The organism is Pontibacter sp. H249 (assembly GCF_037892465.1).
In the GTDB taxonomy this organism is placed as follows: Bacteria; Bacteroidota; Bacteroidia; order Cytophagales; family Hymenobacteraceae; genus Pontibacter.
Genome location: NZ_JBBKTR010000013.1, coordinates 81,501 through 102,178 on the forward strand (window position 1 = coordinate 81,501; position 20,678 = coordinate 102,178).

Annotated in this window: 16 protein-coding genes; 5 read left to right on the forward strand and 11 right to left on the reverse strand. The window is 45.3% G+C overall.

What is annotated here, in order from left to right:
- Window positions 1-12: 12 nt before the first annotated feature.
- Together WG943_RS15570 and WG943_RS15575 are read right to left on the reverse strand one after the other, a co-directional pair.
- The gene (locus WG943_RS15570) at window positions 13-264 is read right to left on the reverse strand and encodes a hypothetical protein (RefSeq protein ID WP_340410405.1); all 252 of its coding nucleotides are present in this window, start codon (window positions 262-264) and stop codon (window positions 13-15) included.
- 66 nt (window positions 265-330) lie between these two features.
- On the reverse strand, window positions 331-570 hold the full coding sequence (locus WG943_RS15575; RefSeq protein WP_340410407.1) for a hypothetical protein: 240 nt from the start codon (window positions 568-570) through the stop codon (window positions 331-333).
- Between the two features lie 265 nt (window positions 571-835).
- Between WG943_RS15575 and WG943_RS15580 the strand changes: the two genes are divergently transcribed.
- A complete protein-coding gene (locus WG943_RS15580) occupies window positions 836-3,016 on the forward strand; it encodes a M3 family metallopeptidase (protein ID WP_340410409.1) in 2,181 nt (726 codons plus the stop codon).
- A 67-nt stretch (window positions 3,017-3,083) separates the two neighbouring features.
- Here WG943_RS15580 and WG943_RS15585 read toward each other — a convergent pair whose 3' ends face one another.
- Window positions 3,084-5,642, reverse strand: coding sequence for a T9SS type A sorting domain-containing protein (locus WG943_RS15585; protein ID WP_340410410.1), 2,559 nt, complete (start codon window positions 5,640-5,642; stop codon window positions 3,084-3,086).
- A 325-nt stretch (window positions 5,643-5,967) separates the two neighbouring features.
- Window positions 5,968-6,420 carry a hypothetical protein gene (locus WG943_RS15590; protein ID WP_340410411.1) on the reverse strand — a complete coding sequence of 151 codons (453 nt, stop codon included), beginning with the start codon at window positions 6,418-6,420 and terminating at the stop codon, window positions 5,968-5,970.
- A gap of 291 nt (window positions 6,421-6,711) precedes the next feature.
- Here WG943_RS15590 and WG943_RS15595 point away from each other — a divergent pair, with 291 nt between their 5' ends.
- From WG943_RS15595 to WG943_RS15605, 3 genes are read left to right on the forward strand one after another with little or no spacing between them, the layout of a single operon-like run.
- A complete protein-coding gene (locus WG943_RS15595) occupies window positions 6,712-7,827 on the forward strand; it encodes a hypothetical protein (RefSeq protein ID WP_340410412.1) in 1,116 nt (371 codons plus the stop codon).
- A gap of 18 nt (window positions 7,828-7,845) precedes the next feature.
- Window positions 7,846-9,501 carry a BCCT family transporter gene (locus WG943_RS15600; protein WP_340410413.1) on the forward strand — a complete coding sequence of 552 codons (1,656 nt, stop codon included), beginning with the start codon at window positions 7,846-7,848 and terminating at the stop codon, window positions 9,499-9,501.
- On the forward strand, window positions 9,498-10,373 hold the full coding sequence (locus WG943_RS15605) for a universal stress protein (protein ID WP_340410415.1): 876 nt from the start codon (window positions 9,498-9,500) through the stop codon (window positions 10,371-10,373). Before WG943_RS15600 ends, WG943_RS15605 begins: the two co-directional genes overlap by 4 nt.
- Before the next feature lie 26 nt (window positions 10,374-10,399).
- On the opposite strand, the gene WG943_RS15610 is transcribed toward WG943_RS15605, so the two are convergent.
- The gene (locus WG943_RS15610) at window positions 10,400-11,011 is read right to left on the reverse strand and encodes a MarC family protein (protein WP_340410417.1); all 612 of its coding nucleotides are present in this window, start codon (window positions 11,009-11,011) and stop codon (window positions 10,400-10,402) included.
- 121 nt (window positions 11,012-11,132) lie between these two features.
- A complete protein-coding gene (locus WG943_RS15615; protein ID WP_340410419.1) occupies window positions 11,133-11,813 on the reverse strand; it encodes a site-2 protease family protein in 681 nt (226 codons plus the stop codon).
- Window positions 11,814-11,977: 164 nt separating this feature from the next.
- Between WG943_RS15615 and WG943_RS15620 the strand changes: the two genes are divergently transcribed.
- Window positions 11,978-12,883, forward strand: coding sequence for a YihY/virulence factor BrkB family protein (locus WG943_RS15620; RefSeq protein WP_340410421.1), 906 nt, complete (start codon window positions 11,978-11,980; stop codon window positions 12,881-12,883).
- A 6-nt stretch (window positions 12,884-12,889) separates the two neighbouring features.
- On the opposite strand, the gene WG943_RS15625 is transcribed toward WG943_RS15620, so the two are convergent.
- The 5 genes from WG943_RS15625 to nuoL form a co-directional block, all read right to left on the reverse strand.
- The gene (locus tag WG943_RS15625) at window positions 12,890-13,084 is read right to left on the reverse strand and encodes a hypothetical protein (protein ID WP_340410422.1); all 195 of its coding nucleotides are present in this window, start codon (window positions 13,082-13,084) and stop codon (window positions 12,890-12,892) included.
- 86 nt (window positions 13,085-13,170) lie between these two features.
- Window positions 13,171-15,066: an amidophosphoribosyltransferase gene (locus WG943_RS15630; protein ID WP_340410423.1), complete on the reverse strand. Its 1,896-nt coding sequence runs from the start codon at window positions 15,064-15,066 to the stop codon at window positions 13,171-13,173.
- Window positions 15,067-15,074: 8 nt separating this feature from the next.
- Window positions 15,075-16,574, reverse strand: coding sequence for an NADH-quinone oxidoreductase subunit N (locus WG943_RS15635; RefSeq protein WP_340410424.1), 1,500 nt, complete (start codon window positions 16,572-16,574; stop codon window positions 15,075-15,077).
- Entirely contained in the window at window positions 16,575-18,317 is a 1,743-nt protein-coding gene (locus WG943_RS15640) for a complex I subunit 4 family protein (RefSeq protein ID WP_340410426.1), read from the reverse strand.
- Window positions 18,318-18,448: 131 nt separating this feature from the next.
- Entirely contained in the window at window positions 18,449-20,623 is a 2,175-nt protein-coding gene (gene nuoL / locus WG943_RS15645; RefSeq protein ID WP_340410428.1) for an NADH-quinone oxidoreductase subunit L, read from the reverse strand.
- Between the last annotated feature and the right edge of the window lie 55 nt (window positions 20,624-20,678).

Here is a 20,678-nt window from a genome sequence, read left to right on the forward strand (position 1 = left end):
TATTTTAAATCGCTACCACTCCAGCATACTTTCTAAGCTGATTTTAGCCAGGTAAGGCTCAAGCGCTTTTTTGCTCTTATAGCCTCTTACCATACTGATATAATCTGTATCTGGGTTCGTCCAGACCTCGGCAAAGAAATTTCCTAAGTCGTAAAGTGCAATGCGGTACCCTCTCCTGCCCCTTTGGGCCAAAAAAGTACCATGCGCCCAGATTATCTCTAATCTTCCTGCATGTGAATGGGTGTTAAAGAATTCAAGGTTCATGCAATAGTATACGAAGGCAAAACAAAAAGTACAGGCTTTGTTATGAACTACAGCAATAGTTCTATTTTAGTTGCTGCAATATTCTTCAGGGCTCCGAAAATCCCAGTAAACTTCAAGTACAGTAGGCTTATCTAAGTAAGACGGAAGCGGTGTGTAGATAATCAGTCCATCTTTAAATATCTGCCTACCTGTTTTTGCCACCCGCATAGCCTGCCACATCAGCCTATCTTTAATCTCTTGCTTTACCGGGCGCCTGCTATTAATAAACAGACTACCCTCTCCGAAATTGAACACAGTAGTATGCATGGCTAAATTTTTAAGGTACAATATATTCTACGTAATTTCCAAGTTTCAGATTTCTAAATTTATACAATTGCTTTCTCTGAGGCCAAGCCTGAACCTGTTCACAACCGCCTGAATACCAAATAAATCTTATTTTAAATAAACATATAAACTATGGTTTGGTTTACAGGCCAGCCAGGCTGAAACGAGAAAAATGGCTTCTTTTTTGTATATTGTGATTAAATTTTCCTGAAGGCTCTCCCAAGAGCACAGTTTAACTATACATTTTATGCAAAAGAAAATTATAACAGCTAGCAGCTTGGTGGCTATACTTGCCTTAGGCAGTTGTACATCAACGCAGCCGCCACAGCAAACTCAGGCTGCCACTGAGCAAAAGCAAGAAGAAACAAACCCACTACTTAAAGAGTGGACCGGCCCTTACGGAGGTGTGCCTGCTTTCGATAAAATGAACTTGGCCGAGCTAAAGCCAGCTATGGAAAAGGCAATGGCCCTTAACCTGACCGAGATCGACGCGATAGCCAATAACCCGCAGCCTGCCACTTTCGAAAACACCATTGAGGAGATGGAAAGAGCCGGTGATGAATTAGGTAGAGTGTTTACTTACTACGGCATCTGGAGCAGCAATGTGTCTACACCAGAGTTTAGAAAAGTACAGGCTGAACTTGCTCCTAAAATCTCTGAGTTCAACTCTAAGATTTCTCAAAACGAGAAGCTGTTTCAGCGTGTAAAAACAGTGTATGAAAACTCTAAGAAGAACCCGCTTCCAGAAGACCAGCAGCGTGTGGTGCAACTGGTGTACGAAGGCTTTGCTATGGAAGGTGCTGACCTAAGCCCGGAGAAAAAGCAACGTTATGCTGAGATCAATAAGGAGCTTTCTTCGCTTTACACTGATTTCTCTAACAACATTCTGGCTGACGAAGAGGGTTATGTAGTATACTTTACAAAAGACCAGCTAGGCGGATTGCCGGAGTCGTTTGTAAAGGCTGCTGCCAAAGCTGCTGCTGACCGTGGCAAAGAAGGCCAATATGCTGTGACCAACACGCGCTCCAGCATAGATCAGTTCCTGACTTATTCTGATGAGCGCGCGCTGCGTGAGAAAGTATGGAAAAACTACTATTCCCGTGCTGATAACGCTGACGAGAACGACAACAACGAGAACATTAAAAAAATACTGAAGCTGCGCAACGAGCGTGTAAAGCTGATGGGTTACGACAACTATGCCCAGTGGCGCTTGCAAAACCGCATGGCTAAAACACCGGAGGCGGCCATGGATCTGATGCAGGCTGTATGGCCAGCTGCCGTTGCCAGAGCCAAGGAAGAGATAGCCGACATGCAGCAAATTGCTAACAAAACCAGCAAAACCAAGATCACTATCGAGCCATGGGATTACCGCTACTATGCCGAAAAAGTGCGCCAGGAAAAGTATGACCTGAACTCTGACGAGGTAAAGCAGTACTTGGAGCTTGGTAACCTGACAGATGCGATCTTCTTTACGGCCGGTGAACTGTTCAACTTTAAGTTTACGCCGGTACCAGAAGGCTCTGTACCTGTTTTCCATGAGGATGTGAAAGTATGGGAAGTAACCGACAAGACAACTGGCCAGCACATCGGCCTTTGGTACCTGGATCCGTTTGCACGCCAAGGCAAGCGTTCTGGTGCGTGGGCTACAACGTACCGTGCCCACACCACTTTTGATGGTAAGAAAACTGTACTTTCATCTAATAACTCAAACTTTGTGAAGCCTGCGCCAGGCGAGCCTGTGCTGGTATCCTGGGATGATGCGGAAACATTTTTCCACGAGTTCGGACACGCGCTCCACTTCTTGGCTTCTAACGTAAAATACCCGACCTTAAACAGCGGTGTGCGCGACTATACAGAATTCCAGTCACAGTTACTGGAGCGCTGGTTGTCTACTGACAAGGTGATTAACCAATTCCTGAAGCACTACAAAACTGGTGAGCCAATGCCGAAGGAGTTAGTAGCTAAAATCGAGAAGGCCTCTACTTTTAACCAAGGCTTTGCCACTACCGAGTTCCTGGCTTCTGCTTTAATGGATATGTACTTCCACATGGCTGACCCAGAGAATCTAGACCCTGATAAATTTGAGCGCGAGACATTGAATAAACTGGGCATGCCGAAGGAAATTGTGATGCGTCACCGTTCGCCGCACTTCGGGCACGTATTCAGCGGCGAGGGCTATGCAACCGGCTACTACGGATACCTGTGGGCAGATGTATTAACCTCTGACGCAGCCGAAGCGTTTGCAGAAGCTCCAGGCGAATTTTACGATGCAGAGGTAGCAGCCAGATTGGTAAAATACTTGTTTGCCCCACGCAACTCTATGGACCCAGCTGATGCTTACCGTAAGTTCCGTGGCCGCGATGCCAAGATTGATGCACTGATGCGTGATCGTGGCTTCCCGGTTCCGAAGCCGCAGTCCAAAAAGTAACGTTATAAAACACCAAGTAAAAAGCCTTGCAGAAATTCATCTGCAAGGCTTTTTTATTTAATGCCTGCTATCTGACTAGCTGTACTTTCCTTGTAAGGCTTTCTCTCCCAGAGTACATTCTAACTACATACATACCAGGCGGCAGATTGCCCAGCGAGAATTGTACTTCTTTTGCGTTTACAGAACGATCCAGCAGCAACACACCTAAAATATTATAAACCTCTACCCTATCAATTACAGCCTTCGAGCTTATGTTTACCTCTTGGGAGGTCGGATTTGGGTAAAGTATTGCGAAGCCATCTCCTGCGGGAGTTCCCTCAATCATCAGCTGTACGCTTACAGGTTCTGATTTATGAGGGCCAGCAATTACTCTGTAAGAAAATGAAACTGCACCGGTTTTACCTTCTTCCGGAAGGTATAGAAAGCTACCATCTCTGTTTAAGATAAGCTGCCCGTGCTCAGGGCCAGTGTGCAGTACAGCCTCCATGTTATTGCCATCCAACGATAAATCGTTCTTTAGCACTCCATCTCTTATCTTGATCTCGTTTAACTGGCCATGTTGCACCGTGTAGTTATCTTGTATTGCCACAGGGTTTCCCGGTAGTGTGCTCATGTATTGCTTTGCCAACTCATAAGAGGCTTTGTTATATTCTACAGCTTCCCGTGTGTTTGTCCAGTTTTCCCACTTAAAGCGAGATGCAGTAGTAAAGCTTTTCCCTTCATGGAATATCGCTAATGCTATACCGTCAGACACTCTTTCTCCTCTTTCTGGTTTACCGCTTTCATTATGCATCACAGAAGCAGAGCTTGGATCCACGAAGTTCAGAAGCGTCCAAGGCAACTTGATTTCAATAGATCTATCGCGAAGTGTTACTGCATCCATAGAAGTAGGTGGTAACCCCAATCTATTAACGCGAAGGCTGCCAATGTACTGTACCTCCTGGTCGTTGTTGTTATTGCGCCAGCGCACCAGCTTCCAAGGGGCACCATTTGTGGCTACAGACTTAAATAACTGTTTAGGAGTGGTGACGCCGTGCCAGTTGCCATATATATCATACGCCTCTGTTACATACAGCTCAGCCTTGTAATTGGTAATCATAAGGGCAAACTCAGCTCTACTGTCAACGCGTTTACCGTTTGGCAGCAATGTCTCTCCCAGACCTGCATCGTATGTATCCAGTGCTAACCAGAGGGTATCGTTTACGCCCAGCGGTTTCTGGATATGCAATTTAAAGTTTAAATAAGTGAAATCAGCTCCTGCTTCAACAGCACTTACAGGACAATCAGCACAAAACTGCTCCCATGGTTGAGTGGCTGCTCCTTTCTTCTTAAAGCCGATCAAACCAAAATTCTGTTCAGCTGCTGTTACGTTATGCCATAATACACGCTTGTCTGGGTTATAGTCCATTGGGTCAGTAATCCAGGTGCGTTTAAACCACTCATCCATCAGGGCAAACTGTATACCTCCGCCGCCTCCGGCAGCGTCGATGTTCTGCAGCATACGCAGGTTGTTTTTACCTTGTGTTTCTTCGTCCATGCCTCCGTGGTGGATGCCGCTATGTGCATAATGAGCCACTCCCCAACTAGAAGGCGCGCCAAACTCACCAATAATGAGCGGCATCTTGCTGTAATGCTTCTTTAACGCCGTTAGATAACCCAAATAGCTATTCTGTCCTAAGTAGTCCGAATACCCCAGATACGCTGGGTCACGGCTTATAAAGTCTGGGTAATACGGATAGGCATGGTAGCTTGCAAAGTATCCGGCCTGCGCCTTTGCCATATTTATTGTGGCAAGATCAATGGTAACCATATCCTCATAAAGATTACCATCGGCGGCATGTTCTAAAGGGTCTAGGGTGGGCCAACTTGAGAAGCTGATTGGACGCTGTGTCTTGTACAGATCCATTTCTCTGGTAGCTAAGTAATCAATATGCTTTACTGCCCAGCTTTCGGCGGCATTTACATTTTCGATGGAAAAATAGCGCCCTTTGTATGAGGTATCACCTGAGTGTATTTCGTTGGTATGCACTACTTCAGGCGGATGGATTTCACGCCCGATAATATACCCGATCAACCATCTTGAGGCATCCCTATTGTACACGCCATGGGCTTTGCCAAGTCTGCTTGCAATTGTTCGGTTACCATGCACAGCGTCTACGTTCTCTGCTATTTCCTTCTCAAAGTATGAAGAGAGGGTGTAAAGGTCTTCGTTATAGCCGGGCACCTCTTCCTCCAGCCATACTCCTTGGAAGAAAAGCAGCGGGTGCTGTGGATTAGCTACGTTAAACGAGTCGAGCACCTCATAAAAATGTGGGTAGTGCAACGTATATAGCCTGATCGTGTTAAATCCGGCATCACGGATTAATTTAAACCACCTGCCATAATCGGCTCTGCTTGCAGCAAGCTCTCCCGGAAATGTACCTGGTTTTGCAATGCCCATATTAACTCCCTTTATAAAGAGAGGAACATACTTTTCCCCGTTCCAAACGGTAATATTGGTATTGTTGATAGAGAATGGCAGAGGCTCTGCAACAGCTTCCTGCTTTTGTTGCTGCGCACTAGCTGCTAAACAGAAAACCGACAGGAAAACACAAAGTATAAATCGAAAATTGTAATAGTGTTTCAATGATAAACAGCTAAAAAGTTAAAGTCAGATCTATAAATTTCGGAATAGCTATTTACCAGACATTGCTGCATAGAAAAGAAGAATTGTTCCGCTACTTATCAACCTGACATAATCGCTACAAAGGTAAGTTGGCAACAGGTTAAATTGGTAATCTTAGCAAACAATTTTAATGATAATACACCTCACAGAAGGAAGCTGAGATGCTACTTTGATGGTGGCTCTTTTAAAGTATATAAAGCCAAAAGCTTCACATTAGACACCTTAAAATAAATAGTTTTGATTATTTGATATTGAAGTAAATAGAAACGCGCTGCCGTGCTTTTGCTTATACTTCCTGTGCAGATCTTAGCCAGGTTAGTGCCATATTATAATCCGTGAACACTTCGTGCTCTGTAACGCCCAGTTGTTTGTAAACATCTTGAGCTTCTTGAGTAAAATCTGTTAAGGTTAGGAGCGTATTATAAAAATACTCTGGTACATACACTGCTACTTTACGAACACCGGCTTCAGCAACCAATTTTATCCAGGTATTACTTATCCATTTTCTTTCTTCAGGGGTAATAATATATATTTCCTCGTCATTGATAAACCAATTCTTAATATGATTATCGGTCGAGAATTGATTTCCCCACAAGAAAACCTTTTTACGCTCCTCTATTTCTACCTGCCTTTGCCAGTCGACTATTAATAGTGAATCTGCTTCGCAATAACGCACCACTACATAATCATTCTTCAGGACTTCACTTGTCGCTGCTCCGAAACTTTCGACTATACTCATATATAGAAGCTAATATAATACACTTCTGACTTTTTATACCTAAAAAGTAAAATACTAAAGTATAAATCAGAAACCTAAGATGTCTTCCTAAACTAAAGTTTTCCTGCTGCAAATAAGTTCGCCAAACACTCACTTTGTAGTCATTAGTGCTATTTAAGCAGCTTTTGCCCCGGTACAGTAACCTTCCGTTATGCTCTCCGTCAATTATGTAAGTACACTGTTAATCTATTTTGTTTTACACTATTGAGAGTAGCTTTATACTATCGCCTAATTTTGTTTGGTCTCTTGTTTTTGAGCAGTACCGTAAGTTGGGCGCAGTACCCAGAAGACAAGCCCGAAGATAAACCCATTTTAAAGTTAGGTGGCGCAGTTCGTTTCAACTATAACTTATCAACCTGGAAAGAGGACCAACTGGAGCGAGGCGGTGATTTTGGTTTTGACCTGTTTCGCATTAACGCAGAGGCAGCGTACAAAGGCATTAAACTAAACGCTGAATACCGCTTTTATTCTGAGGCTTTTGGCGGAAACTTTCTGAAGCAGGGTTGGTTCCAATATGACTTTTCAGACCAATCGCAGATACAGGTAGGACTTAACCAGGTACCCTTCGGTATTCAGCAGTACAACTCCAACAACTGGTTTTTTAACATGACCTATTATGTAGGCTTTGAGGATGACCACGACATGGGTATAAAGTATATCCACAACTCAGGCAGGTGGCAATGGCAGGCAGCTTATTATAAAAGTGCAGAGGATTTTGTATTCAGTTCAACAGAACCAAGCCCCAACCGTTACTCTTACGACGTAACCGGCCGCAACAAAGAAAACAACCAATTGGACTTTAAACTGGTACGGCGTTTAGGGGATAGCCTGGCTCATGAGTTGGGTTTCTCGCTACAAGGCGGCCTGCTCTACAACCTCGACACAGAACAAAACGGCACACGCCACGCCGGCGCAATACACTACGAGTATAAAACCAACCACAGCCCCTGGAATGTAAAACTACAGGCACTGCTTTACCGCTTTAACCCGAAGTATGCTGCTGCCAATGATCTGGATTTTATAGAGATGGGAGCCTACGGAGCCAACTACAACGTAGCAAATAAAGGCGAGATTTATACTTTAGGTGTATCCTACCATATACCAGTAAACACCCGTCTACTGCAGGGGGTTGATATTTACAATAACTATGGCTATTACAATAAACGAGTAAACGGCTACGAAAACTCGCATATGAATGTGCTTGGCGCACTCTTTACGGCTGGCCCCATGTACATCTACTCCGATGCTGCATTTGGCTATAACCACCCCTGGCTGGGCCCCGAATGGACAAATGCTTTTACCACCGGCACACCCGGAGATACTAAATGGCACATGCGCTTTAATGTAAACATGGGATACTATTTCTAAGCCAACAAATTATACTAAATGAGCAAAGTAAGAAGTATATCAAAAAGATCTTTCGGATTAGATGTAAACGGACCTGTGTTTTGGTCCTCCATTGTGTTCCTGGTGATCAGTATCGCACTGGTACTTATTTTCAGGAAAGATGCAGAGGAGTTCTTTAGCGCTACGCAAACAGCGGTTACATCAAACATGGGCTGGCTATTTATACTTAGCGTAAACATCTTTGTAGTCTACTGCCTGTTTATGGCCTTCAGCCGTTTTGGCAAAATAAGGTTAGGCGGGAAAGATGCAAAGCCAGAGTTTAGCACCTCAGCCTGGTTTGCCATGCTTTTCAGCGCTGGTATGGGTATCGGATTGCTTTTCTGGAGCATCGCCGAGCCTGTTAACCACTTCCAGACGCCTCCGTTGGGCGAGCCAGGCACACCTGCAGCTGCTAGGCAGGCCATGAATTATACTTTTCTGCACTGGGGGCTGCATGCCTGGGCAATTTATGCGCTGGTAGCTTTAGCCTTGGCATACTTTACTTATAACCGGCAGTTACCCCTTACTGTTCGCTCTGCTTTTTACCCATTCCTAGGTGAGCGTATTCATGGTATTGCAGGCCATGTGATTGATATACTAGCGGTAATTGCTACACTTTTTGGTTTAGCTACTTCATTAGGTTTGGGTGTGCAGCAGGTAGCAGCCGGATTAAACCATGTGTTTCCTGCCATTGTAAACAATGTAACCACCCAAATCATACTTATAGGCGTTATCACAGGCATTGCCACTATTTCTGTAGTAACCGGAGTAGATAAAGGCGTGCGTATTCTAAGTGAGTGGAACATCCGTATTGCTTTGTTTATACTTGTGGCAGTACTCGTGCTAGGTCCCACTGTTTTTATACTTGGCTCTTATGTGCAGAACACCGGCTCTTACATTGGTAACTTTATGCAGCTCTCTTTCTGGAACGAGGCTTACTCAAACAGGAACTGGCAGGGCGGTTGGACGGTGTTTTACTGGGCCTGGTGGATATCGTGGGCACCGTTTGTAGGAATCTTTATTGCGCGGGTATCCAAAGGAAGAACCATAAAGGAGTTTATACTTGGCGTGCTCATTGCCCCTTCTCTACTCTCTTTTCTGTGGATGACGGCTTTTGGCAGCACGGCCCTCCGCGAAACTTTGGGCGGTGACCTAACTATTGCTGATGCAGTAGCAGCTGATATGTCCACGGCTTTGTTTGTGTTCTTTGAGCAACTGCCCTTCTCAACAGCGCTTTCAGTGGTAGGAATTATACTTGTGGCGGGTTTCTTCGTCACCTCCTCCGACTCCGGCTCCTTGGTTGTGGTTAGCCTTACCTCTGGGGGCAAACCAGACCCTTCGGTGGCGATACGGGTTTTCTGGGCACTGGCTGGTGGGGCAATTGCGGCAGTACTATTACTTGGTGGCGGCCTGCAGGCACTACAGACTGCTGTTATTATAACAGGTTTGCCTTTTGCTATTATACTTTTACTGATGTGCTACAGTCTCTACCGTGGCTTAAGCGAAGAGGCAGAAGAAGAAACCAAACTCGGCAAGGCACAAGAACGCAAAGCGTACCAACAGCTGGTAGCAGAAATGCTGACCAAACGAGCCCAGAAGCAGGAAACTACTCAAAAATCCAATCCCATAACTCCTTCAAACCCTGATAGGCCATGATTAAAATAGATGCCATGATGGTCTGCTTAGACCTAAGCGACATAGACGAGAAACTGGTTGCATTCTCCAGGTCCATTTGCGAGCGTATGCAGGTGGGGAAAGTATACTTTGTACATAATATTAAGCTGTATGAGCTAGGCGATGATTTCCGGGAGATGTTTGGCGACGTAGACCTGGCCCAGGAAGTAGAAGGCAACATTAACGATATTGTAGGCGAACATTTTGCCAATACCTGCGATTATGAGGTGCTGGTAAGCGAAGAGCCCAACACAGAAGTTATACTTGCCGACCTCGTTAAACGCTACAACATTAAGTTAACGCTGCTAGGTAAGAAAATGAGCACTAAAAGTACAGGCTCATTAGGTACTAAACTGCTGCGTATACTTCCGTGCAGTGTGTTGGTGTTGCCCGAAACCGCCAGTTTCAACATCCAGAAAGTACTGGTGCCGATAGATTTCTCCGATACCTCGGTGCACGCGCTCCGGCTAAGCAAAAACCTCTCAGACCAGTTGGGGCTGCAGCTCGAAATTATGCATGTGTACCGTTTGCCATCTCAGTTTTTCCCGCTGATATCAGAAGAGAAAGCTGTTAGAAAAGCCGAGGAAGTTGTAAAAAGTAAATTTGCTGACCTACAAAAACGGCACCAGGAAATTGCCGGTGTGCCTTATACGTTGGTAAGGGCCGCCAATAAAAGTATAGCCGAACGCATTACCCTGCACCTCGAAAAAGGCCTCCATAACCTGCTGGTACTTGGGCTGAAGGGAAACAATCCATTACCATCTTTAAGCTTGGGCAGTGTGCCTACCGAAATGTACAATACAGATATTAACGTGCCGCTGTGGCTGGTTTACTCTGAAGAAGTGATCAAATAAAGTATAGCGGTTACAGGAGGCAAAAACTATACTAAGCCTGCCCTAACTAGGTTTCGGACGCCTGTTACCACCATATCTATGCCTATAGCACCCAGAAAGAAGCCATTGATGCGCAGTAGTATCTCCATGTTTTTATCAAAAGCAACCTGTACTTTTCTGGAGCGCATGCCACGGCGCACATTCTTTAGTCCCATGATAATAGCAAAGTTGATCGCCATGATAATAACCAATGAAAGTATACCTTGCCACAACACCAACTGCTCCGACATCAGCACAGTTAGCGAGATGGTACCGGCTCCCACCATAAAAGGCAATGCAATCTCAGAAGCAAGATCATGCAGATCTCCTTTTATCTGAATAAAGGCCTTTTTGCCCTGCACAATAAAAATGTACGCAAAAGAAAACAGCACAATCCCCCCAAATATCCTGAATGACTCAAAATTTATGCGAAACACTTTCTGAAACAAAAGATCGCCCAGGAGCAAAAAAGCAAGGTAAATACCGAAAGAAATACTGCTCGCTTTGATGAATACAGATCTGAAATCCTCATCAGAAAGGTCGCTCATAACAGGTTTTAAGTACAGGAAGAGCGCGAAGGGGTTTAGCATTACCAAAAAACTAACTATTGCTGTAATCATAGAATCATTAGAGATGTAAGATGGTTCTTACTACGTAGCCTACTGCTGGTAGATGTATAAAGGATGATATTAAACTGATCAGAGAGCATCAGCAAGCGGATGTTGACAGCGGTATGACTCTTTATAGCGGCACTCTCGGGTAATTGCACACTTCTACCTCCTCCCCGCTTTTCGTGTTAACTAAACGACTTGGGCGGTTACTTTGCGCCAGTTCATGTGCTCTTGCTATTGCTTCCTCTTCGCTTCTAAATGTCTCTATTACGGTTTTGTAATGGTCTAGTAACTGCCACTGCTGCTTCTCCTTATCCCACGTTATGCGGTAAATATTGTCCCTGATGTGTTGCTTGTTTTGGATCAGGTCAAGTATAACTTTGCCGTCGCTGTAGCTACCATCCGGGTAAGGCATCGGCAACAAGGCAAAGAAAATGTAGTACATGGAAAAGTATGTAAACTGATAAGTAAGCAACCCTGCCTCCACCATATCTTCTTCTACCATATACATCACGGCAACAGCAGCAGCTGCATTAAACAAAACCCCTCCAGAAAATATCAGCAGGTTAGCCAAACGCTTATTTCGCTTCAGGTTATCAAAGGAGCACTGGCCATACCAGAAGTAGTATTTCCTTATCTCAAGAATACCTGCTTTAAAAAGCACGCTTCCGCTACCAATGGTTACTTTGATGTTTTTCGCGCCCATTAGCCAGGCAAAGAACACATGGCCGGCCTCATGCAGGAAAGATATAGCCGGTAGTACCAGAAAGAAGGCCAGGAAAAACTTCGGAAGATCATTAATGCCAAACATAACTCTATTTGTTACGATTTCTGGCAGCTTTGTTCCATAAAAAAAGTATGCCTCATAAAGCCCTTACCTAACGGGAGAATGAATCTGATCTGTTTATACTTTATAGAATAAACATCTAGGGCACCCGCTCGTTATTAGGTAAACTTTAATAGCTAATCATATCATTGAAAAGATTTCTGAAAGCAAGCTGGCAAATACTGAAAGACTCCAAGAAGAACTTTCAGAGAGACGAGCCTATCGTTTACAGTGCGGCTATTGCATTCTTTACAATCTTTTCTCTACCTGCCATTCTTATCTTTCTCACTTTTTTGGGCAACATCTTCTTTCCGGAAAGTGAGGTGCGGCAAGCGGTAGTGCAACATATAGAGTCTCTGATTACAAAAGAAGCGGCAGAACAGGTAGATGAAGTGCAGAGCAATGTCAGCGAAGTTCCTTTAAGTTTCTGGGGTATTGTAGTGGGCCTGGCTGTGGTTATAAAAAGCGCTACAATCATTTTCTTTATCACCCAAAAAGCCCTGAACTCGGTGTGGCAGGTACGGGTAAAAACAGAAGTAAACTATCTTAAGCTGCTCAAGCACCGGGTTATTACTTTGGTACTGGTTGCCAGCCTGGGCTTTTTCTTTTTATCCAGCATTTTATTAGATGTGCTGTTAAATGATTTTACCGATGAACTAAGGGCGCTGTTCGAGGAGCATCTTAGCCCTGCCCTACGCACCATAAACACCGTATTTAACGTTGCCATGATGCTGGCTTTTTTTTCAGCAGTACACAAGTTTTTGCCCGACGCCAAGGTAGGTTGGAAGAATGCACTGGCCGGTGGCATAATTACTTCGGCACTTTTTCTGATAGGTAAGGAAATTATCAATCTTATACTTGATAACATCAAAATAACGGGCATTTACGCCACAGCTGGCTCATTGGTGGTGCTACTGCTCTGGGTGTTTTACTCTGCCGTTATCTTAATGTTGGGGGCCGAGGTGACAAAAGCGTACTCTGATTACCACGACGAGGATGTAGAGCCCACTGAAATTGCTACGAAGTACAAACAAGCAAAAGAAACGCAGCCTTAACCCCTGCTACAGCAGCTCCTTTATAGCCATTACAATAAAAGCAATCGTGCCACCGTATACAGCAATTTTTGTAGTGGTAGAGGCATTCTGCAGAAAGGCTGTTTGACTGTTATACTTTATCACGCCCAGCATGGTAAGCGACAAGTATAAGAACAGGATAATTGGAATAACAGTGAAAAGTATCTCCCAGAAGTGCTGCATGGCTTCTTATATCTAAAAGTATAAAAACAGAACCTCCAGATCATGTGTTCCGGAGGTTCTGGAGTATGAATTGCAGGAAAGGTAGCTTAGTAAGCTCTTCCTACCTTGTTTTCTACAAAGTTCATAAAGGCACGGTTTACTACACCTGTACCACCCGGTGTAGGGTAATTGCCGGTAAAATACCAGTCGCCTTTGTGGTTCGGGCAAGCCAGGTGCAGGTCTTCTATAGTTTGATAGATAACCTGTACCTCAGCATTAATACCCGGTGCCTTTACAATTTGCGATACCTTCTCAGATATCTCGTCGGCTGTAAACTGATCGAATAACTCCTGCACAAAGTTTTTCTCTTTAAAAACAGGAGTACCCTGTGCTTCCACACATTTCTGATATACTTCCTGCACCATGCAGCTCTTGCCTCTGTCGTCCAGTAAGCCAAGCATCGCTCTGAAAGCTACAAACTCTTTTACCCTCGACATATCAATGCCGTAGCAATCCGGGTAGCGGATTTGAGGGGCGCAGGATACAATAATGATTTTCTTCGGCTCCAGCTTATCCAGCATTTTAATAATGCTTTTCTCCAGTGTAGTACCGCGTACAATAGAGTCATCTAATACCACCAGCGTATCAATTTTCTTTTTGATAACCTCGTAAGTGGTGTCGTACACGTGCGTAACCAGGTCGTCGCGGCTGCTGTTGTCGGTAATGAAGGTGCGCAGCTTGGCATCTTTTATAACCAACTTGTGCGCACGTGGCTTGTACTGCAGAATTTCATCCAGCTCTTCTTCTGTCAGCTGGTTATTAAGGATAGCTTTTTTGCGGTAAGTACGCAGGTAATCTTCAATCCCTTTCATCATACCTAACCAAGAGGTTTCGGCAGTATTCGGGATGTAAGAAAATACTGTATCCTTCAGGTTATAATCCACTGCCTCCAATATCTGCTTGCACAGTAAGCGGCCCATGTTAAGGCGTTCGTTATAGATCTCCGGGTCATTGCCCCTGGAGAAGTAAATGCGCTCAAAGCTACACGACATTTTCTCGCCCTGCGGCATGATCTCCTTCAGTTCCGGATTACCTGCTTTGTCAACAATTAGTGCGTGCCCTGGCGTTATTTCTTTTATCTGGTTGTAATCAATATCGAAAGCAGTTTTGATAGCTGGCTTTTCAGAAGCAATTACCACCACCTCGTCGTCTGCATAATAGTAAGCAGGACGAATACCATTAGGATCACGCACCACAAAAGAGGCACCGTAGCCGGTAAGGCCAGCCATGGCGTAACCACCGTCAAAATCTTTACAGGCACGCTTTAGTACACGCTGCAGGTTCAGGTGCTGCTCTATCAGGTTGGTTATTTCCTTGTTGGTGTAGTCGCCTTTCTTAAACTCATCGAACAGCATCTGGTTCTCTTCGTCCAGGAAGTGGCCTATTTTCTCCAGTACTGTAATGGTATCGGATTTATGCTTTGGGTGCTGGCCAAGCTCCAGTAGTTTCTGGAACTGCTCATCCACGTTGGTCATGTTAAAGTTACCGGCTACAGCCAGGCTGCGGCTACGCCAGTTGTTTTCGCGTACCATCGGGTGGCAATTGTCTACGCTGTTGATGCCGTGGGTGCCGTAACGCAGGTGGCCCAGGTATACATCTCCCAAAAAAGGCATATTTTCCCAAATCCATTCTGTATTGTCTGCCTGTTCCGGATGGTCTTCTTTCAGGTTTCTGAATTCCTTACCAATCTTACCAAAAATACTATCAATGGCGCGGGTCTTAACAGAACGGAAACGGTTGATGTAATCGATACCAGGAAGTGCGTTTATTTTGATACTGGCAACACCCGCACCGTCTTGCCCGCGGTTATGCTGTTTTTGCATCAGCAGGTACAGCTTGTTAACGCCGTACATCGGGGTGCCATACTTCTCTACATAATAATCGATCGGTTTTCTGAGCCTGATCAGGGCAATGCCGCATTCGTGCTTAATAGAGTCGCTCATGGATGCTTTTATTGTGCCAGCAGTTGGTCGATCCAGTGCAGGAGCAGGTCCGGTTTAAAGAACAGCACCAGCAACGGAAGCGCAAACAACGCCAGCAAGAGTTTATTCGACAGTGAAGTAACTAAATTTTCTTCTCTTTGATTCCTTTTAAAGAAAAGGTAGAACGGAATCTTAATATAATAGAACAAGGCCACACCTGTAAGCAATACGCCCACCACCAGCAAAGCCAGTAACATAGAACTATTACTTAAAGTATAAGCTTCCCAGATATTGGTAAAAATGAGCAGCTTGCCCATAAAACCAGCCAACGGAGGCAAACCTGTAAGCGAGAGCAGGTACAGCAAAGCCATCACACCTAGATATGGATACACTCTGCCTAGTCCGCTGAAATCCTCTAGTTGCTCCACCCCTAGTTCATCCTCTGAGATCTGCAGGAACAGGAAAACACCAAAATTCATGAACAGCAGCACCGCCAGGTAGAAAAGTATACTTGATGTGTAATCGGTTTCAAAAGCCAATAAAGCTGCCAGCAGAAAACCTGCATGCGACACGGAGGAAAAAGCCATCAGCCTGCGAGGCGTTTTCTGCCAGAGCGCAGTAAGATTACCGATTACCAAGGTTGCTATTGCTGCAATGCCCAAAAACAGCTGCACATCCGAGAAAGCCAACTCATCGGCAAATGGAGTTACAAAGCGAAGTATAACCAGTACACCTGCCATTTTAGGACCAGTAGAGAACAATGCCACCACTGGCATAGGCGCTCCACGATACACATCCGGCACCCAGAAGTGAAACGGTACGGCGGAAATCTTAAAGAAGAAGCCTGCAAATACAAGTATGGCTGCAATAGTAACAAGCAAACCATCAGCCTGTAAAAGTGCTAATGCGAAATTATCAGAAGTATAATTTAAGGTACCGGTAAAGCCGTAGAAAAACGACATGCCATAAACCATCACCCCCGCCGAAAGCGCACCGTAAAGCACATACTTCAGGCCGGCCTCTACAGAACGGCGGTTGTCTTTAAGTATAAGTGTAAGGATATATGAGGCGATGGAAACAGTCTCAATGGCCAGAAAAACCATCAGCAGGTTTACAGACTTGGCCATCAGGTTGAGCCCCAGCACCAAAATAAGTATAAGCCCATAATATTCGCCTCGGCCTTGCTTCAGGTTTTCGAGGGGCTTACTTTGAAGCGATAAAAGTATGGTAAAGATACCTGCCGCACTAAAAAGTATACCTCCAAAGCGAGCCAAACCATCAGACTGCAGCAAATCCAGGAAGTTGTTGCCACCGGAAGTATAGCCACCTAATAGTTGAATAACCAGTGTTGCGAACATGCCTGTAAGTGCCAGCCACGGCAGCAGCTGCTTTATAGTTTTAGATTTGAACAGGTCCAGTGTAACCAGCAGCAGGAAGAAAAACGCCAGCAGCAACTCAGGCAGCAGTGAGCCTGCCCCTGCAAGTATGGCATTGATTTTATCTGATAAAATAGCCGCCTGCTCGTTCACTTACTTTATAATCGTAGATAAAACCATATTCAATTGTTCCTGCCCGTTTTGTAGCACAAGTTCTGTAAAACCTGTTACCGAAACGCCCATTTTATCGAGCAGCAGGTGCGGAAAAATACCAAACAGCAGGGCAAGTATAGCCAGCGGTACTAACATCAGGTACTCGCGTTTAGTTAAGTCAGAGATTACGGCATTTTCGCGCAACTCCGGAAATATCCAGTACTTGCCAAAGAACATGCGCTGCAAGGCCCACAGGTAATAAGCCGCACTCAGCAACAGGCCAATAACCGCCACCACCGTCATCCAGCGCGGCAGCATACCTGTTACATCTGGTGCGCTAAAACCTCCCAACAACACCATCAACTCCGAAATAAACCCAGAAAAGCCCGGCAAACCCAGCGAAGCAAAGAAAGCGATCACTACAAACGTAGTATAAGTCGGCATGCGGTTAGCCAGACCTCTGAAGTTGAGGATCATTCTGTCATGGGCACGGTCGTAGATAACCCCAACCACCAGGAATAGCATGGCTGAGATAATACCGTGGCTGAACATCATGTAAACCGCACCGTTTACGCCCTCTACTGTAAGTGAGGCCAGCCCCAGCAGCACAAAACCCATGTGTGATACGGACGAGTAAGCAATCAACTTTTTCAGGTCGTTCATGGCGAGGGCACACAGCGCACCATAAATAATCGAGAGTACACCCAAACCACCCACCAGCACAGAGAAATATGCGCCGGCATCCGGGAAAATAGGGTAAACAATTCTGATTAAGCCATAGCCACCCACTTTTAGAAGTATAGCCGCCAGTAAAACAGATATCGGCGTTGGGGCCTCTACGTGGGCATCGGGTAACCAGGTATGTACCGGCACCGACGGCACCTTAATAGCGAAACCGGCAAACAGCAATAGGAACGCAATAAAACGCAAAGGCATATCCCACAGCACCGAACCAGACAGCACATGCAGCAAACTACCCGGTATAAAATTGGCTGGCTCCATCATAGCCGGTATGCTAAACGTACGCACTAAATCTGAGCCACTTATCACATTCTGCTGCAGCATTTGCTGTACCTGTAGTATAGCATCCGGACTGGCAACGCCATTCTGGAGCAGGTCTAGTTGCGCTGCTGTAGCCATTGGGTCAATTACAGAAGTATAAAGCCCAATCATTACAATAAGTATGAAAAGTGAGCCTACCAGTGTATAAATAAAGAACTTGATAGCAGCGTATTCCCGCTTCGGCCCTCCCCAAATACCAATGAGAAAGTACATTGGCAGGAGCATGAACTCAAAGAAGAGATAAAACAGGAAGAAGTCTAGCGCCAGGAAACAGCCCATCACACTCGCCATGAGCAGCAGGTAGAGCAGGAAATATCCCTTTATGTTTTTGGTGATGGTCCAGGAGGAGATAACGCCGATAACGCCTATAATACCTGTTAGGAGCACCAAGCCTATACTTACGCCATCTACACCTACAAAATAGTCGATCTGCAGGCGGCCTAGGCTACCCAGCGAAAAGCCGATCCAGTTCAGTTTTTCTACAAACTGATATCCGGTTTGCCCATTGGCAAAGGCAGTACCATCAAACCTGAAATATAACAGCAGAGCCAACACCAACTGCACTATGGTTCCCGACAGCGCCACAACCCGTACAGGCTGCTGCATTCGGGTAGGCATCAGCAACACAACAAGTGCCGCCAGCAGAGGTGAGAAAATTAAGCCGCTAAGTATAAAATCCATCAACTGGTTAATTGTTGATTGTTAATTGTTAATTTTTATCGGTATCGTTAGACACTCACAGGTCTTAAATAAATTGTGAAGGTAAATCCTTCTAATCACTAAAATCTCCTTAATCTGTGGTCAAAGATACTTTAAAACAAGACGATATATAGTATAATCAAAATAAATCCGAACAAAGAATAGGCATAGTACGACTGCACCTTTCCGTTTTGCAAACCTCGGCCAAAGCGGCCAAGCATTTTAGCAATAGCACCAATCAACCACACTGTACCGTCTACTACCAACCTATCAAACCAGGCTATGATCTTAGACAATACCACCAGCCATTTACTGCCGTAGTTTAAGGTATAATCAATCACGCGCTTATCCACACGGTACAGTCCCCGCGCCAAAAGCAAAGTGGGCTTTACAAAAGTATGGCTATACAATTGGTCGAGGTAAAAGTGGTGGTAAGACAGTTTTGCAAATGCGCCTGTTGGTTGCTCCTGTAAGAGCTGTTCGTCTGTTCTGCGGTTATACTTTGCAAGGGCTATGGCTATACCGCCGGTAGCCAGAAAAGCAGACAAAACACCGATAACAATGTGCGGCAGACGATTTGACTCATCTTGCAGCCTTACTGCCTGCACCAGGTTATCTGCCAGTGAAATAATGTCGAATTTTTTCAGGCTGATGCCCTCTACCACCCAACTGCCACTAAAGCTAAGCGGATTTAAAGAGAAGAAGATACCCAGCGAAAGTATAGCCAGTATAATTACCGGCACCAGCATTACCCGCTCTGTTTCCTGCTTATGAGACATCCTGATTTGGTGCACATCGAAAGGTGCTCTGAAATTACCGAAGAACATGAACCACATATGGCGTGTCATGTAGTAGGCTGTGAGCAGCACCACCACAAAGCCGGTTATCGGAACGATAAAGTATAAGCTGTTGCCGTTCGCGCTCATCGTTTCTGCCCAAGCCCAGGCTACCGAAAGTATGGCATCTTTAGACAAAAAACCTGAGAACAACGGGATACCAGCCAAAGCCGCAGCAGCCAGCAAATACGAATAAAACGTAAGCGGCATGGTTTTGCGCAAGCCTCCCATGTTACGGATGTCCTGTGCATCTAGGTGTTCTGCGTGGTGCATGTGGTGCAGCCCGCGGTGCATAGCATGTATGATGATACCAGAATTAAGAAACAGCGCCGCTTTAAAGAATGCGTGTGTGGTCAGGTGGAAAAGCGAGGCATCGTAAGCGCCTGTACCCATACCCATTACCATATACCCTAATTGGGAAATGGTAGAGAAGGCCAATACAGCTTTAATATCATATTGATTAAGAGCAGCCAGCGCACCGACTAAGGCAGTTATTGCGCCCACTATGGCTATAATGGTAAGCGCATCCGGCGTAAAAAAAGCATAGCAACGCGCTACTAAGTATACACCAGCTGCTACCATGGTTGCTGCGTGTATTAACGACGAAACGGGTGTTGGCCCCTGCATGGCATCGGGCAACCATACCTGCAACGGAAACTGCGCCGATTTACCCACACAGCCCATAAATAGACCTAACCCAGCCAGCGTTAAAAACATCGGACTTAACTCTAAGAGCCATGGCTGGTCGTTTAAAGTATAGGCAAGTATAAAGTTATTGCTGCTCCAGTTGCCGTTGCTAATCAACATTCTCAGCGCCTCCAAGTCAAAGGTGCGGAAGTAAGTATAAAAGGCAAACAACCCCAGCAACAAACCAATGTCGCCGATGCGGTTTACCAGAAATGCCTTTTTGTTAGCAGCAATGGCGGCAGGTTTTTGGTACCAGAACCCGATGAGCAGGTACGACGACAAACCAACCAACTCCCAGAACATGAACAACAGCAACAGGTTATCTACCAGCACAATGCCCAACATGCTAAAGGTAAAGAGTCCCAGGTAAGCGAAGTACCGATGATAGCCTTTGTCGCCGTGCATGTAGCCCACTGAGAACAGTTGCACTAGCATAGAGATGAAGGTAACGATCACCAGCATCAGCACCGTGAGGTTATCTAGCAGTATACCTGCCGTAAAATCAGAAACAATATTGGATGGTATACTAAACCAGGTAGTGCGGGTATGGTAGGCAGCGGTGTTCCAGGTTTGGGCAAAAAGCCATACCGAAAGTATAAACGCCAGGCCGGTTAAGCTTATGCCGAGCCAATCGCCGCGACGGGGTAACTTTCTGCCAAACAAGTATAAAACGGCAAATCCGAGCAGGGGCAGCAAGAGCACAACCATTGCTGTAGTGGTTTGTGGCGTGCCTGCCAATGGTTTCAGAAGTTCGGACAGCTCCAAGTTTATACTTTGCGTTTCAGGTTTCTGCGTTTTCAGCGGCCAAAGTTAACCAAGA

Bases quoted from the DNA above. Each gene is read 5' to 3' on its own strand.
- WG943_RS15570 (WP_340410405.1), bottom strand. From the start codon at position 264: ATGAACCTTGAATTCTTTAACACCCATTCACATGCAGGAAGATTAGAG.
- WG943_RS15575 (WP_340410407.1), bottom strand. From the start codon at position 570: ATGCATACTACTGTGTTCAATTTCGGAGAGGGTAGTCTGTTTATTAAT.
- WG943_RS15580 (WP_340410409.1), top strand. From the start codon at position 836: ATGCAAAAGAAAATTATAACAGCTAGCAGCTTGGTGGCTATACTTGCC.
- WG943_RS15590 (WP_340410411.1), bottom strand. From the start codon at position 6,420: ATGAGTATAGTCGAAAGTTTCGGAGCAGCGACAAGTGAAGTCCTGAAG.
- WG943_RS15600 (WP_340410413.1), top strand. From the start codon at position 7,846: ATGAGCAAAGTAAGAAGTATATCAAAAAGATCTTTCGGATTAGATGTA.
- WG943_RS15605 (WP_340410415.1), top strand. From the start codon at position 9,498: ATGATTAAAATAGATGCCATGATGGTCTGCTTAGACCTAAGCGACATA.
- WG943_RS15610 (WP_340410417.1), bottom strand. From the start codon at position 11,011: ATGATTACAGCAATAGTTAGTTTTTTGGTAATGCTAAACCCCTTCGCG.
- WG943_RS15615 (WP_340410419.1), bottom strand. From the start codon at position 11,813: ATGTTTGGCATTAATGATCTTCCGAAGTTTTTCCTGGCCTTCTTTCTG.
- WG943_RS15625 (WP_340410422.1), bottom strand. From the start codon at position 13,084: ATGCAGCACTTCTGGGAGATACTTTTCACTGTTATTCCAATTATCCTG.
- WG943_RS15630 (WP_340410423.1), bottom strand. From the start codon at position 15,066: ATGAGCGACTCTATTAAGCACGAATGCGGCATTGCCCTGATCAGGCTC.
- WG943_RS15640 (WP_340410426.1), bottom strand. From the start codon at position 18,317: ATGGATTTTATACTTAGCGGCTTAATTTTCTCACCTCTGCTGGCGGCA.